General features: G+C 66.3%; 15 protein-coding genes. 4 read left to right on the forward strand and 11 right to left on the reverse strand.

Translation table 11 applies throughout. The features are described from left to right. From ACREB4_RS04725 to ACREB4_RS04735, 3 genes are all read right to left on the reverse strand, one after another. The coding region (locus ACREB4_RS04725) for a PAS domain S-box protein (RefSeq protein WP_431587044.1) at window positions 1-1,002 on the reverse strand (1,002 nt) is incomplete at its 3' end. A gap of 49 nt (window positions 1,003-1,051) precedes the next feature. Beyond that, on the reverse strand, window positions 1,052-1,996 hold the full coding sequence (locus ACREB4_RS04730; protein WP_431587045.1) for an alpha/beta hydrolase: 945 nt from the start codon (window positions 1,994-1,996) through the stop codon (window positions 1,052-1,054). 72 nt (window positions 1,997-2,068) lie between these two features. Continuing rightward, complete coding sequence (locus ACREB4_RS04735; RefSeq protein ID WP_431587046.1) at window positions 2,069-2,671, reverse strand: hypothetical protein; 603 nt, start codon at window positions 2,669-2,671, stop codon at window positions 2,069-2,071. Here ACREB4_RS04735 and ACREB4_RS04740 point away from each other — a divergent pair. Together ACREB4_RS04740 and ACREB4_RS04745 are read left to right on the forward strand one after the other, a co-directional pair. After that, window positions 2,670-2,909, forward strand: coding sequence for a hypothetical protein (locus ACREB4_RS04740; RefSeq protein WP_431587047.1), 240 nt, complete (start codon window positions 2,670-2,672; stop codon window positions 2,907-2,909). The two genes, ACREB4_RS04735 and ACREB4_RS04740, sit on opposite strands and share 2 nt — an antisense overlap. An 84-nt stretch (window positions 2,910-2,993) precedes the next feature. Continuing rightward, on the forward strand, window positions 2,994-3,821 hold the full coding sequence (locus ACREB4_RS04745) for an HDOD domain-containing protein (protein ID WP_431587048.1): 828 nt from the start codon (window positions 2,994-2,996) through the stop codon (window positions 3,819-3,821). A 10-nt stretch (window positions 3,822-3,831) separates the two neighbouring features. Here the strand turns inward: ACREB4_RS04745 and priA are convergent, their stop codons facing one another. After that, window positions 3,832-5,916, reverse strand: a complete 2,085-nt coding sequence (priA, locus tag ACREB4_RS04750; protein ID WP_431587230.1) for a replication restart helicase PriA — start codon at window positions 5,914-5,916, stop codon at window positions 3,832-3,834. Between the two features lie 964 nt (window positions 5,917-6,880). On the opposite strand from priA, the gene ACREB4_RS04755 reads away from it, so the two are divergent. Then, window positions 6,881-7,093, forward strand: a complete 213-nt coding sequence (locus tag ACREB4_RS04755) for a hypothetical protein (RefSeq protein WP_431587049.1) — start codon at window positions 6,881-6,883, stop codon at window positions 7,091-7,093. A 90-nt stretch (window positions 7,094-7,183) separates the two neighbouring features. Here the strand turns inward: ACREB4_RS04755 and ACREB4_RS04760 are convergent, their stop codons facing one another. The 4 genes from ACREB4_RS04760 to ACREB4_RS04775 all read right to left on the reverse strand — a co-directional run bounded on the left by ACREB4_RS04760 (window position 7,184) and on the right by ACREB4_RS04775 (window position 11,426). Further along, the gene (locus tag ACREB4_RS04760; protein WP_431587050.1) at window positions 7,184-8,218 is read right to left on the reverse strand and encodes a putative solute-binding protein; all 1,035 of its coding nucleotides are present in this window, start codon (window positions 8,216-8,218) and stop codon (window positions 7,184-7,186) included. Window positions 8,219-8,277: 59 nt separating this feature from the next. Continuing rightward, complete coding sequence (locus ACREB4_RS04765; protein WP_431587051.1) at window positions 8,278-10,158, reverse strand: ATP-binding protein; 1,881 nt, start codon at window positions 10,156-10,158, stop codon at window positions 8,278-8,280. Between the two features lie 147 nt (window positions 10,159-10,305). Then, a complete protein-coding gene (locus tag ACREB4_RS04770) occupies window positions 10,306-10,809 on the reverse strand; it encodes an SET domain-containing protein (protein ID WP_431587052.1) in 504 nt (167 codons plus the stop codon). Between the two features lie 2 nt (window positions 10,810-10,811). Beyond that, a complete protein-coding gene (locus tag ACREB4_RS04775; protein ID WP_431587053.1) occupies window positions 10,812-11,426 on the reverse strand; it encodes an HD domain-containing protein in 615 nt (204 codons plus the stop codon). Window positions 11,427-11,496: 70 nt separating this feature from the next. Here ACREB4_RS04775 and ACREB4_RS04780 point away from each other — a divergent pair, with 70 nt between their 5' ends. Beyond that, on the forward strand, window positions 11,497-12,429 hold the full coding sequence (locus tag ACREB4_RS04780; RefSeq protein WP_431587054.1) for a LysR family transcriptional regulator: 933 nt from the start codon (window positions 11,497-11,499) through the stop codon (window positions 12,427-12,429). Here the strand turns inward: ACREB4_RS04780 and ACREB4_RS04785 are convergent. Genes ACREB4_RS04785 through ACREB4_RS04795 form a run of 3 tightly spaced genes read right to left on the reverse strand, consistent with a single transcriptional unit; the run spans window position 12,380 to window position 14,325 of the window. Continuing rightward, a complete protein-coding gene (locus ACREB4_RS04785) occupies window positions 12,380-13,048 on the reverse strand; it encodes a TetR/AcrR family transcriptional regulator (RefSeq protein ID WP_431587055.1) in 669 nt (222 codons plus the stop codon). The two genes, ACREB4_RS04780 and ACREB4_RS04785, sit on opposite strands and share 50 nt — an antisense overlap. Window positions 13,049-13,062: 14 nt before the next feature. Further along, window positions 13,063-13,980: an MBL fold metallo-hydrolase gene (locus ACREB4_RS04790; RefSeq protein WP_431587056.1), complete on the reverse strand. Its 918-nt coding sequence runs from the start codon at window positions 13,978-13,980 to the stop codon at window positions 13,063-13,065. Window positions 13,981-14,037: 57 nt separating this feature from the next. After that, window positions 14,038-14,325: a hypothetical protein gene (locus ACREB4_RS04795; RefSeq protein WP_431587057.1), complete on the reverse strand. Its 288-nt coding sequence runs from the start codon at window positions 14,323-14,325 to the stop codon at window positions 14,038-14,040. Window positions 14,326-14,360 lie beyond the last annotated feature (35 nt).

Here is a 14,360-nt window from a genome sequence, read left to right on the forward strand (position 1 = left end):
CTTCACGCGCAGGGTCAGGTCGCTGGGCATGGCGCACAGCCGGATCTCGACCTCGGTGGCGTGGGCGTGGCGCGCCACATTGCTCAGCATCTCTTGAAAGATGCGGAACACGGCGGTGGCCATGGGGCCTTCGGGTTCGCTCAGGCCGGGCGCGATGTCCATGGTCCACCGACAACGCAACTCGCTGCTGTCCATGAAGTCCTGGGCCTGCCATTCCAGCGTGGGCCACAGGCCCTGGTGGTCGAGGATGGACGGGCGCAGGTCGGTGATGATGCGGCCCACATTGTCGACCGCGCCATCGATCAGGCCACGCATGTCCTGGCATTTGCAATGCAGCGCGGGCTGGTCGGCCACGCGTTTTTCCAACCAGCTCACGTCCATCTTCAAGCCGACCAGCAAGCTGCCGAGTTCGTCGTGGATCTCGCGCGCGATGCGCTTGCGTTCGGTCTCGCGCACGTGGTCCAGGTGGGCCTGCAGTTCGCGCAACTGGTTCAGGGCCTGGCTGAGCGCCTGGGTGCGATCGGCCACACGGTGTTCGAGTTCATCATGGGCCTGCTTCAGGCGCGCGGCCTGCTCGCGGCGTTCGCTGATGTCGACGAAGGTGACCACGGCGCCCAGCACCTGCCCGCCATCCAGGATGGGGTAGGACGAGTACTCGGCCGCGAAGGCGCTGCCATCGCGCCGCCACAGCACCTCGCTGTCGATGCGGCAGGGCACGCCGGCGCGGAAGGCCTTGTAGATCGGACAGTCGTCGACCGGGTAGTGCGCACCGTGGGCATCGGTGTGGTGCATCAACTCGTGCATGTTGCGGCCAAGCACCGCTTCAGGCTCGTACCCCAGCATCTGCGCCCCCGCGCGGTTGATGAAGGTGCACAGGCCGTCCATGTCGATGCCATAAACCCCTTCGCCGGTGGACTCCAGCAAGAGGCTCAAGCGGTCACGCCAGACGGCCGCCGCGCGGGAGGCCTCGATGCCGCTGGGAACAGGGGATGGGATGGACATGGGCTCAGCGCGTGCAAGGCCCATGCCACCCGTTTTCATGCGGCGGAAGTCACAGCCCGAAAGCCTGCTTCAGGGCCTGGGCCACGGCGGCGTGTGCCTGGTAGGCCTCGGGGATGAAACGCCCCATGCTGATGAAGTCGTGGATCACGCCGGGCCAGACGGTCAGTTGCACCGGCACGCCAGCGTCCTGCAGCAGCTTGGCGTACTTCCGCCCTTCGTCGGCCAGCGGGTCGCATTCGGCCAGGCCAATCCAGGCCGGCGCCAGTCCCTGGTGGCTGGCGGCCAGCATGGGCTCGCGGCGCCAGTCGGATTGGAAGCCTTCGCCCCGCGCGTGGGTCTCGAACCAGCGCATCAGGGGCTCGTCCAGCATCAGGTCCTTTGAAAAAACCTTGTAGGACTCGGTCACGGCAGAAGGCTCGACGGAGGGGTAGAACAGCACCTGCAGGGCCAGCTTCAGCCCGGCGTCCCGCGCCATCAAAGCCACGCTGGCCGCCAAGGTGCCGCCCGCGCTGTCGCCGCCCACCGCGATGCGGCCGGGGTCCAGGCCGAGCGACACCGCGTTGGCCGCCAGCCATTGCAGGGCCGCGAACGCATCGTCCAGTCCGGCGGGGAAATGGTGCTCGGGCGCCAGGCGGTAGTCGATGGCCACCACGGCCGCGCCGCTTTGCTGGGCGATGCGGCGGCACATGCCTTCGCAGGTGTCGATGCCGCCCACGACGAAACCGCCGCCGTGCAAATAAAGCAGCACGGGCAAGCAGGGATCGGTGCTGGGCGCCCACAGCTTGGCGGGAATGCTGCCGGCCGGGCCGGGGATGCCGAAATCTTCGACCCGGGGCAGTTCGACGCGCTCGCCCTCCATCGCGCCCACGCCCACGCGGTAGGACATCCGGGCCTGCTCCACCGATTGCCGGTGCAAGGGCGGCATGCCCGCGCGTTGCACGCGCTCCAGCATCTTGCGGGTCATGTCGGTCAGGAAATTGGCGTCAAAGGCCATGGGAAAGTCTCCGTGTTCTGCGATCAGGCCAGGCGCGGCCTGCCCACCATTGTCACGGAGACCGCGCCGGCCTCAAGGTGCCGAAACGCGCATTTCCAGCACTTCCTGGTCATCCTGGCTGGCATCTTCGGTCGACAGCAGGCCCTGGCGGCTTTGCTGGCGCTGCCCACCGCGCTGGGCCACCGCCGTCCAGGTGCCCAGCGGCAACTGGACCGTGGTCATGACCTCGGTCGAATCGGTCTGCCCGTCGGGCCCGTAGGGGGAGGGTTGCGCCACCCGGGCCTCCAGCTCCACCGTGACGGTTCGCCCACCCGCCCAGCGGGGACTCACGGTGATGCCACGGCCAGTGTCGACCAGGGTGGTCGACGACCAGGCCCGCCAACCCTGCCCACCGCCTCCGCCATGGGCTGCCGCCGGATTGACCAGGTTGACGCCGCCATCCGTGCCCCCCACCCCGAACTGCCACTGCGTGATCGGCCGGCTGCTGCCCAGGTAGAGCCGCGCCTTGCCGCCGTTGAGCACCTGCAACTGTTGCAAGCCGGTCTGGCTGCTCGAACGCGTGGTGGAAGTGACCACCGCGCTGCCCCGCCCCCAGACGCCGCCACGGCTGTCCACCGTGACCTCGCCACGGCGCAGTCCACCGCCTTGGCGTTGCTGGTCGACCGATGAATTCATGCGCCACTCCACCAGCAGGTTGCGCTGGGGCAGGGACGTTTGTGCCTCGGCGCCGAACGCCCCGCAGAGCGCCAGAACGGCCGCCAAAGTTCTTGGCTTGCTCACCATGGTCGATGTCTCCTCGATGTTGCCTCGCTTGTCCATCATCGTCCTGGCCACCGATGCCGGCAAGTGCGGGGTTGCACCCACGCTTTTCCACCGCTTGAAAAACCTCGTTGGCCTGATGCTCAAGTCTTGACCCCACAGGTCGATAAGCAGAAAACCGATCCTCACTGCGAACGAGGGCGGCCCGAATGGTTTCACATCGAGATGGAGGCTGGTGATGCAGCTCGAAGCGCTTTTCAAACAACCCCAGGCCCTGCCGGCCGTCCCCAAGATCGTTCACGAGCTGATCGACAGCTTCAACAACGACGACATTTCCATCGATGTCATCGTGCGCAAGATCGCCGCCGACCCGGTGTTGTCGGCGCGCCTGCTGCGTTTGGGCAACTCGGCCTACTACCATGTGTCCCGCAGCATTGGCACCGTCAATGACGCCGTGGCCATGCTCGGTTTCGTCACCGTGCGCACCCTGGTCATCAGCTCCGGCCTGACCGGCGGCTACAAGTCCATGCCCGGCATGGACCTGAACAAGTTCTGGCGCTACAGCATGCACACCGCCGCCGTGGCGCGCTGGGTGGCCAAAGCCGCCCACCAGAACGTGGACCTGGCCTTCACGGTGGGCCTGATGCACGGCATCGGCCAACTGGTGATGCACGCCGGCATGCCCGAACAGATGCTGCACCTGGACAAGCTGGCCAACCCGCTGGACCCGCGCCGCATCGACATGGAGCGCACCTCCTTTGGCTACAGCTTCGCCAACGTCGGCGCCGAACTGGCCCGCCAGTGGAAATTCCCGCCCGCCTTCAGCGAAGCCATCGCCAACTTCCCCGACCCCGTGGCCCACACGCCCTTCGACCCGGTGGCCGCCGTACTGCACCTGTCCGCCTGGCGTGCCCGCGCCGAGCACAATGGCCTGCAAGGCGATGAGCTGGCGGCCACCATCCCGACCGAGGTCTGCGTCAAGCTGGGCCTCAAGCCGGAAGCCGTCCTGACGGACATGCCGCCCCTGTCCGAGCTGTGCGAAGGCATGGAAGCCCTGCTGGGCTGACGCAAGCGCGCTAGATCGACAAGGGGTCGACATCGACCGCCCAGCGGACCAGTCCGCTGCGGCGGTTTTTTTGCGCCAGATCCAGCCATGGCGCCTGGCTGTCGCTCAGGAAACGCTGCAAGGCGGCCCGGTTGGGCGACTCGATCATCATTTGCGCCCGCTCGATGTTGGCCACGCGCTGCACGGGCGTGGGCACGGCCGGGTAGAGGGTGACGCAACCCAGCGCATCGGCCAGAGGCCTGGACAGGTCGGCGGCATCGCGCAAGAAGGCCTGCGCGGCCTCCTGCGTCTTGCCTTCGGCCCGCAGCATGGCCAGGCTGGCGTAGGGCGGCAGGCCGGCCATCTGGCGTTCTTCCAACTGCCGGGCCGCGAAAGCCGGGTAGTCATAGCTGCGCAGGGTCTGGTACAGCGGGTGCGCAGGGTGCCAGGTCTGCACCCACATCTCGCTGTGGCCGGCCACGTCGGCGTCGCGCCCGGCGCGGCCCGCCGCTTGCAGCAGCAATGAGAATTGGCGCTCGGCCGCCCGGAAGTCGCTGGCGAACAAGGCGGCGTCGGGGTTCACGGCCGCCACCAGGGTGATGCGGCGGAAGTCGTGGCCCTTGGCCACCATCTGCGTGCCCACCAGCACATCGATCTCGCCGGCGTGGACGCTGGCCAGCTGCTCTTCCAGTGCACCTTTCAGGCGGGTCACGTCGGCATCGATGCGGCCGATGCGGGCCTGGGGCATGGCGGCGGCCAGTTGCTCTTCCAGGCGCTCGGTGCCCCGGCCCACGGGCTGGATGTCGGTGTTGCCGCAATCGGGGCAGGCACGCGGCACGCGTTCGGTGAAGCCGCAGTGGTGACAGCGCAGGGTGCGGTCCTGCTTGTGGAAGACACGCCAGGCGCTGCAATGGGGGCAGCCGCTTTTCCAGCCGCAGTCGCTGCAATGCAAGACCGGGGCGTAGCCGCGGCGGTTCAGCAGCACCAGGCTTTGCTCGCCGCGCGCGGTGCGCTCTTCGATAGCGTGCAGCAACTCCTTGGCCACGGGCGGCGGCTCCTGGCCATGGCCGGGCTTGGGCGCGCGCGACAGGTCGAGCACGCGAACGCGCGGCATGGCGCCATCGCCCACCCGGGCGGGCATGGCCAGGCGTTGGTAGCGGCCGGCGCCGCCCTCGGCGGTGGGCAGGGCGTTGAACCAGCTCTCCAGGCTGGGCGTGGCCGAACCCAGGATCACCGGCACTTTTTCCAGGCGGGCGCGGTAGACCGCCAGGTCGCGCGCGGAGTAGCGGGCACCATCCTGCTGCTTGTAGCTGGGATCGTGTTCCTCGTCGACCACGATCAGGCCCAGCCGCGGCAAAGGCGTGAACACGGCCAGGCGCGTGCCCAGGACCACGTCGGCGTGGCCCAGGTGGGCCATCAACCAGTGGCGCAAGCGCTGGGCTGGGGTCAGGCCACTGTGCAAGGAGACGATGCGCCGCCCCACGAAGCGCTCGGCCACCCGCGCCTCGAGCTGCGGCGTCAGGTTGATCTCGGGCACCATGATCAGCACTTGTCGCCCGGCGTCGAGCGCGCGTTGCGTCTGGCGCAAGTAGACCTCGGTCTTGCCACTGCCGGTGCTGCCCCACAGCAGGTAAGGCTGCTCGCCGGGCTGGTGCAAGGCTTCCAGCGCCTCGGCCTGCTGCTCGGTCAACTCGGGCAGCCCCGGGGCCGTGGCGGGCGGCAACGGCTCCAGCAAGGCCTTGTCCAGGCGCTTGCGGCGGCGTTGCCATTGCAGGGCATCGAGCTGGCGCAGTTCGGGGGGCAGCACCATCAAGGCCATTTCGCCGAGGCTGCGCTGGTAGTAGCCCGCCGCGAAAGCCACGAGCTGCCGCCAGGCGGCGGGCAAGGGTGGCAGGCCGGAGAGCACCTCGGCCACTTCCTTCAGGTCGGCCTCAGCCCAGGGCGAAGCCTCGCCTTCGGGCGCCTCATCCCAGACCACGCCAGTCACCACACGGCGGCCCAAGGGCACCCGCACCAGTTCGCCTGGCAGCAGGGCCACTTCGCTCAGGTAATCGAGCGCGCCCCACAAGCCGCTGTGCTGGGGGGCTTCCACGACCACGCGCAGCCGGTGGCGCACCGCCTGGTCAAGCGCGGTCGTCAAAACGGGCAACCCGTGGGTGGGAAAAGGGGCGGGGCCAGGGCAATCGTGTCTCCGAACTTCTGACGAGATTGTGAAAGGATGCACGCAAGTGCTTGATTCCAGGGGCCGAAACCCTTATCCACGGGGTCTGTGGATAACTTTGTGGGAAACCCAGGCGGATGTTCGCTAAATGCTTGTCACGCCGTCGTTTGGCTTAAATTGCCACAAGATGAGGCAGCCGAGGTCTGTCTATATGAATCAAGCACTTAGCACGCTTGCCCCGCAGAGGTTCACAAAGTCTTGACATGCCCCACCCTTGTGCACGGCCTCCCATGAAAATGGGGATAACTGAATTTTTGAAACCCGAAACCTAGGGTTTAACCTAGTTGCTCAAATTCCTACAAACGTTGTCATCCTTACGAATTGTTCTCAACTGGGGCGCGGCCATTGTTCCATGTCTTCGGGCTTTAAAAAACACCGTTTCGGACGAACAGAGGACGTTTTCCGGCGGTTTGCCGTCATTTGTCAAAGTGCCACCGCAAGAGGCGCCGCCAAGTCCTTGATTCACATGGATCTGGCATTGTCCACCAAAGCTGTGGATAACTTTGTGGGAAACCTATGCACACCCACGCTAACTCCTTGTCAGCAGAGGGTTTCCCCTGTTCTGCCCAAACTTGAAGCATGGGCAAATAATTCAATCGAATCAATGGGTTAGCACACATCCACTGCGTATGCGGGCGGTTTATTGCAAAATGCAACAGGCTCTTTTACGGTGCATTCATTTTGGGGATAAGTGGGCCCACTTATCACAAAACCGTCGAAGATCCGGGGCTTGCAGACCCCAGTTTTTGTGCTATGCAGCACCACAAGGAAAACCCGGCTCGATGGTAAACAAGCGTTTGAAGCAGGTATGCTTACGCCTTCACCTTCCCACCTTCCATCTTTGTTGAGAGACATTGCAATGAGCTTCTCGATCGAATCCAAACTCGGCGATCTGCTGGACAACGAAACCACCAAGGCCATCCTGGAAAAGCACCTGCCTGGCATCTCCACCCACCCGCAAATCGCGATGGGCAAGGGCTTCGCACTGTCCATGGTCGCCAAGTTCTCCGGTGGCCTGATCACCGACGACCTGCTGGCCAAGGTCGACACCGAGCTGAAAGCGCTGGGCTGATCCTTTTCAGGCCAGTCCGGGGCCCTCGGGGCCATCAAAAAAGCCCGCGAACTTCGCGGGCTTTTTTTCGTCCAGGCCAAGGCCATGAGGTCACCAGTTCTCGGTGGCCTCCGAGCAATCGGGGGCCGAGGGGTTCACGTCGCAGCGGATGCGCTTGATGATCTTCAGGCCCTTCTTGTCGTAGAAGCCCTTCTCGGCCATGTCGATGCGGCCATCGCGCATCAGCACGGTGTAGCGGTCGGTGTCGGTGGGCGTGGGGTCCATCCACAGCTTGGCGGGGATCGACGCGTCGTTGCGCTTGACGATGTCGAGCGCGTAGTCGAATCGGTCCAGCCACAGGTCGCGCGACTTCTGGCCAAAGCCTTCGGGGAAGCGGTCGCGCTTGATGATCATCTGGTAGGTCAGGATGGTCATGGGGTAACGCGACACCGCGCCCTTGGTGCCCACGCCCTTGGCGAGTTCCAGCGGCTTGAAGGCGATGGCCGGGGCGATCACCACGTCCACGCTGCCGTTGTTGAACATGGCACCGAAGTTGGTCACGTCGGCGGCCACGGGGCGGGCGCCCACGCGCTGGATCAGTTGCGCCTGCGCCTTGTCATGGTCGAAGGCGGCGATGCGCTTGCCCGAGGCGGCTTCCAGCGTGCTGATCTGGCGGTCATTGACGAAAGCATAGGCGGCGCCCAGGGGAATGATGCCGCCCACTTCGTACTGGCCCTGCACCATCAGCGCGGCGGCCTTGGGCGAGGCAAAGGTCTGGATCGTCTTGTGCACGACTTCGTAGCTGGCGGCCATGTCGACCTTGCCATTGCGCACGATGGTGGACACGCCGGCCGAGTCGATCGCGGCCGACAGGGCGTTGAAACCGCGGGTGCGCAGGGCGGTGGCCATCACGGCATCGCACTGGCCGGTGCGGAAATCTTCCACGGCCACGCGTTCATCGACATAGGCCTTGAGCTCAAGGTCGACGCCGGTCTTCTGCATTTCAAGAGCGTAGTCTTTGGCGGCGTTAAAACCATCGCCGCTGGAACCCAGGATGTCGAAGATGCAGACCTTCTGCTTGGTCGCGGCCAGGGCGGGTGGGGCCACCAGGGCCAGGAGGGCGGCGGCTGTGGCGACCGCGGACATTGTTTTTTTCATGTGAGCATTGGACCGGTATGTGGCCCCCGTGATGAAGTCGGCGGCGATCATGCCATGCGCTGTATGGCGGTTTGGCCGTCCGTCACCATTGGTGACAACCGCTTACCTCGGGGCAAATGCTGGCTCAAAACATGGTCCAGGTCCTTGCGGTGGAAGGGCTTGGGCAGGTGGTCGTCCATGCCGGCGTCCAGGCAACGCTGGCGTTCTTCGGGCAGCACATTGGCGGTCAGGGCCACGATGGGCACGCGCGATCGCGCCTGCTGGCGCTCCAGCGCCCGGATCTGCCGCGTTGTCTCATAGCCATCCATGCCCGGCATCTGGCAATCCATCAACACCAGGTCGGGCTGGTGGTCCTGCAACCAGCGCAAGGCCTTGTGGCCGTCCTCGGCCAGCACCACCAACAGGCCGGATTGCTTGAGCGAGGCCTCGGCCACCAGGGCGTTGATCGGGTTGTCCTCGACCAGCAGCACCACGCCGCGCCCACCATCGAAGCGCGATGACGACGCCACCTCGTCGGCCTGGACCCGCACCGCCGAAGCAGCCTGCTGAGCGCGCGCCACCACCGGCAGGTCGAAACTGGCCACGAAGACGGAGCCGCGCCCGGGCGTGCTGGTGCACCGCAGGTCGCCGCCCATGGCCCGACACAGCTTTTGCGAGATGGTCAATCCCAGGCCGGCGCCACCATGGCGGCGCTCCATCGAGCTTTCGACCTGGTGGAAGGCCTCGAAGATGAAGGGCAGCTCATCGCTGGGGATGCCGATGCCCGAGTCCTCGACCGCCAGGGTCACGGTGTCGTGGGCCGTCACGCGCGAAACCCGCACGGTGATGCGCCCCTGGTCGGTGAACTTGACGGCGTTGCCCAGCAGGTTGTGGAGCACCTGGCGCACCCGGGCCGCGTCCCCCGTCACTTCATGGAGGGTGGGCAAGGTGGACTCCAGCACCACCTGCAGCCCCTTGGCCTGGGCGTTGACGGTGGAGATGGCCACCACGTCGTGGATGACGGCGCTCAGGTCGAAAGGCCGGCGCTCGACGTGCACGTGGCCGGCCTCGATCTTGGACGTGTCCAGCACGTCGTTGATGACCGACAGCAGGTGCTCGCCGGAGCGCTCGACCAGGTCCAGGCGCTCGCGGGCCTGGGGGCGCAGGGCTTCTTCGTCGCGCAGCATGCGGGTCAGGCCCAGCATGCCGTGCAGCGGCGTGCGCATCTCGTGGCTCATGGTGGCCAGGAAGCGGCTCTTGGCCTCGCTGTGGTGCTGGGCCAGGGCCAGGGCCTTGGCGCGCTCCTGCGCGACCTCCTCGGTGGTGTAGCGCAGGAAGAGCAACTCCTCGATGCGGTTCTGCGCCCAGCGCGTTTCCATGAACAGCAGGCCCACGAAGGCCAGCACCGAACCGCCGCCGAACACGCCAAAGGAATCCTGGCGTGTCAGGTAGAACAGGGCATTGGGCACCAGCATGGGGATGATGAAGGCCCGAGCCGAACCGGCGTCCGGGTTGAGCATGAAGGTGCCCATGGACGCCACGCCCAGCAGACAGGCCAGGGTCACGGCCATCAGGTCCAGGCGCGCCAGCGGGGTCATCCACCAGCCCACCGAGCCCCACACCAGGCCATCGATCGCCAGCAGGATCAGGAAGCCCCGGTACCACTTGGGGTGCACGGGGTCGCTGCTGTTGCTGAACAGGCGCGCCTGGCAGAACAACAAGATGGCGGCCAGGCCCTTGACGGCCAACCAGGCCCACACGCGCTGACCGCCCATGGTGGGCAGCAGCAACCAAGCCAGCAAGCTGGAGAACGCGGTGGCCACCAGGCAGGCGTCCGGCATGTGCGCGAACAGCATGCGGATGCGCGCTTGCAGCACCTTGAACTGCACATCGCCCAGGGGGACCGGCTTGCCGACCCGCCAAGAGCGTCCATTCACCGAGGCTTTCATGGGGAGGACTCCTGACGAATCGAGTATTCGTGAAGTCGCCCGGGCGCGGTGTGCCTTATTGACGGCCCATGGCCTGCCGGAGCACCGTTGTGCCCGTGGCATCCCCCTTGTTTCAGGGGGATGCCGGCGTCCGGCCATCAGGGTTTTCTACAGAGTGCCCATGCAGCCCGGCGCGCCGCAGCGGCAGGCCAGGCGGCCCGCGTGGTGGGTGGGGCCGTAGGCCACGGTGAGCTCCTCGCCCACGGCGATGTCGCGCAAGGCGTGGAAGGCGACGCGGCCTTGCTGGACCTTGAGCACCATGTTCGGGGCACAGGAGTGGTTGGCGAAACGCAATGGGTCGGTGGTGTGCGTGGCATCCACCGAGCGCGCGTGCGAGACGGCGACCATGAAGACGCGGCCGGTGCTTTTCTCGGCCGCCCGGGCGCGCTTGAAGGCTTCGGCCGTGCTGACGGCCTCTCCCCGGATCTCGCCGATCTTGCGGCGGGCGGCGATGGCCTCCAGCGCGAAGACGCCCTGCCCATCGATGGTGCTGGGCCGGACCTCGACCGCGAACTTCTGCGGATCGGCGGCCTGGCCTTTGGCCCGCAGCGTGGCCGCTGTCGAATCAATGGCGGGTTGGGGGGCCTGGGGCAGGGGTCTGAGCGTGGGCATGCTCAGGATTCTGGCACCGACTCCTGGCCGGCCACGACCTTGGCGTAGAGGCTTTGCCTGGGCACGGCCACCACGCGGCGCAGCATGGGCTCGAAAAAGTCCAGCGGCAGGGTCTCGCGGTGGGGGTCGAAGGCCGCGGCGTCGTAACGCTCGCAGAACTCGGCGGTGTGGCGGTACAGCTCGGCCTGGGGGCGGAATTGCTCGCGCAGGTCGCGGTCCATGCCCAGGTGGTGGAAGAAGTAGTAACCCTGGAAGATGCCGTGGTGGGCCACCATCCAGTGGTTCTCGGCGCTCACGAAGGGCTTGAGGATGGCCGCCGCGATGTCGGCGTGGTTGTAGCTACCCAGGGTGTCGCCGATGTCGTGCAGCAGGGCGCAGACCACGTATTCCTCATCGCGGCCGTCCTGGTGGGCCAGGGTGGCGGTCTGCAGGCAATGGCTCAGGCGGTCGATGGGGAAACCGCCGCAATCGCCTTTCAACAGGTTCAGGTGGTCCAGCAAGCGGTCGGGCAACTGCCGCGCATACGGCACGAACTCCCGGGCGATGGCGGACCAGTCATCCGGGGTGCCATCGCGCATGTGGCTGAAGGTGGCATGGGTCTGCAAGGGGCGGCTCATGCCCTCAGTGTGGTCCGGTCAGCCCATGAAATCAAATAACCAAGAGCGCCTTCAGCCATTACCATTGGTTATGCCCACCTTGGACCCAGACGTCGTCTATTTCATCGCCACCGCCGCCGAGGGCAGCCTGGTGCGCGCCGCCCACGGCCTGGGCCTGACGCAACCGGCGCTCAGCAAGGCCATCAAGCGCCTGGAAAAACACCTGGGCGTGGTGCTGTTCAACCGCACGCCGCGCGGCTCCGAGCTGACCGAGGCGGGCCGCGCCTTCTACGCGCGGGTGCGCACCCTGTCCAACGCCATGGACGACGCCGTGATGGAAGCGCGCGACCTGGGCGGTGGCCACGCCGGCCTGCTGCGCCTGGGCATCACGCCGGCGGTGTCGCACTTCGTGCTGACGGCGCTGTTCCCCACGCTGACCACCGAGCGGCCCGCCGCCCATGTGAAGGTGACCACGGCCTTCAACCACGTGCTGCTCGGGGCCATCGACCGGAAGGAACTGAACCTGGCGGTCTGCCCCCTGCCCGACGACCTGCCCGAAGGCGTCGAGGTCGACGAGCTGTACGACGACCCCTTCAGCGCCATCATGAATGAGACGCACCCCCTGGCGCAACGAGAACGCCTGAGCATGGACGACCTGGTCGATTGCCAATGGGTGGGTTCGGGCAAGCAGGAAGTGGCGCGGCGCACCATGGAGCAGGCCGTGGCCCGCCGCGGCCTGCCGCGCCTGAACATCCCGGTCGAGGTGAATTCGCTCGAATCGCTGTACACGGTGGTATCGCGCACGCAGATGGTCAGCCTGTTCAACGCCCGTTTCGGCTCGCCCTCGGCACTGCCCCGCAACGTGGTGGTGGTGCCGCTCGACCTGCCCGGCGTGCACCGGCGCATCGGCATCCTGCGGCGGCGTGGCTACCTGTCGCCCATCGCGCAGCGCGCCCGCGAGATCCTGCTCGACGCTAGCGCGCGGCAAAGTGCCGGGACAAGCCCGTCAGCAGCACCTCGATGATGGCGTCCAGGTGGCGCGCATTGGGCACCTCGGGGAACCACGGGTCCTCGGGGCCCATCACCAGCTGACGCGCGGTGAAGCCGTGGATGCCTTCCCAGTAGATCTGCGTCATCAGATCGATGTCGACCTCGGCATTGGACACCTCGCCGGTGGCCGCCCACTGCGCGAAAAGCCCGCGTGAAAAGGCATAGGGGTCTTCGGCCGGATCGCCATGCTGGACATGGGCTACCTCGGTGGCCGCGTGCGGGCGCTTCTGCATGAAAACGAAGGCGTACTCGTCGGGGTGCTGGAGGCCGAAGTCGACGTAGGCATGGGCCATGGCACGCAGGCGGTCCAGCGGCCTGGACGCGGCCTCGCTGGCGGCGCGCATGGCACGGGTCAGCTCCAGCAGGTCTTCGCTCATGGCCTGCGAGATCAGCGTGGCTTTGTCCTCGAACAGCGAATACACCACCGTGGTGGAATAACCCGCCAGCTCGGCCACCTTGCGCAACGAGATCTCGCCCAAGCCGCCTTTGCGGATCAGCTTGCGCACGACCTTGATGATGCTTTTGCGGCGCTGTTCGGCTTCACGTTGCTTGCGCAGGTCCTTGGCGCTCTGGGTCACGAATGCGGTCTCCACTTGAATCAGATCGTTCAGCTTTTTAGCACCAGATCGTCGCCTTCGCGCCTGGCCACGCCCGCCTTCTCGAGCTGCACGGCGAACCGGGCTGCCAGCTCGGCCGGGTCTTGCGGGTAGTGCTCGCGCACCACGGTGTTGAAAAGCTGGCTTTGCTGGAACAGGTGGGCGATTTCGGCCAGGCTCAGACGCTGGTGGGCCATCAGCTTGAAGGCCAGCAGGGCCTTCATGGCGTTGTCGGCATTGCGCCGCGGGTCGTCCATCAGCCACTGGATGCGCGACTGGGCATTGCGCACGGCGGACTCGACCTCGGTGAAGGGCGCGCCATGGCCAGGGATGACCAGCCTGGGCGCCAGCTGCGCGATCAGGTCCAGCGTCGCCTGCTGCCGGCCGAAGCCGGGCTCGCCCATCAGCTCCGAAAAGATGATGCCAAAGCCTTTTTCCCACAGGGCATCGGCCGAGATCAGGGTGCCCAGTTCACCGCACCACAGCATCACCATGTCATGGTCGTGTCCCGCGGCGGGCAGCACTTGCCAGTCATGCTGGCCCAGCCGGACCGTGCCGTGCAGGGTCAGCACGCCATCGTGGGTGAAGCGTTCGCAGTGCTGGCCCGTGGGGGTGTAGCTCAGGCGGGTTTCGTCCCACGCGGTGACGGCGTCTTGCAGCCCCGGCGGGATGAGGATCTGGCAGCTGGGGTAGTGCCGCTTGAGCACGGCATTGCCACCGACGTGGTCTGAGTGCAGGTGCGTGTTGACGATGCGGCGCAGCGCTTGCCCTTGCAAGGCCGCCTGGACCAGGGCCAGGGTCTGGGCGCCCTGGCTGCCATAGCCGGTGTCGACCACCGTGGGCCACTCGGGGTCGTGAAAGACGATGTTGTTGGACGACAGCCAGCCGCGTTCCAACACCTGAAGGCCATCCGGCAATCGCACACTCATCCGGCGATCTTACGGCAGGGCGGTGCCTGCCGTGCGGCCAGGGACCTCAGCCCAAGTTCAGGCGGCAGCGCGGCGGGCGCGCACGCTGGTCATGCGGGGCACGGGCTTGGGGGCGTGCAAACGCTCCCAGTAGGCCACGGCCTTGCCGACCCATTCGCGGTAGGCGGGCTCTTCGGGCGCGTAGTAGGGAATGCCGCGGGCGGCGAAGGCTTCCAGTTCCTCAGCCACCGCGTGGGGGGCGTCGCTCAACTCCAGTTCCAGGGCATGCAGGGCGTGCACGCGCTGGATGGGTTCGGGCGCCATCAATTGGGCGCGCAGGGTCTGAGCGGTGGGCTTGTGGCTCATGGGCCTTCTCCGTGGGTGGTTTCGGTTTCACCCTG

Source organism: Aquabacterium sp. (assembly GCF_050725395.1).
GTDB lineage: Bacteria > Pseudomonadota > Gammaproteobacteria > Burkholderiales > Burkholderiaceae_C > Aquabacterium.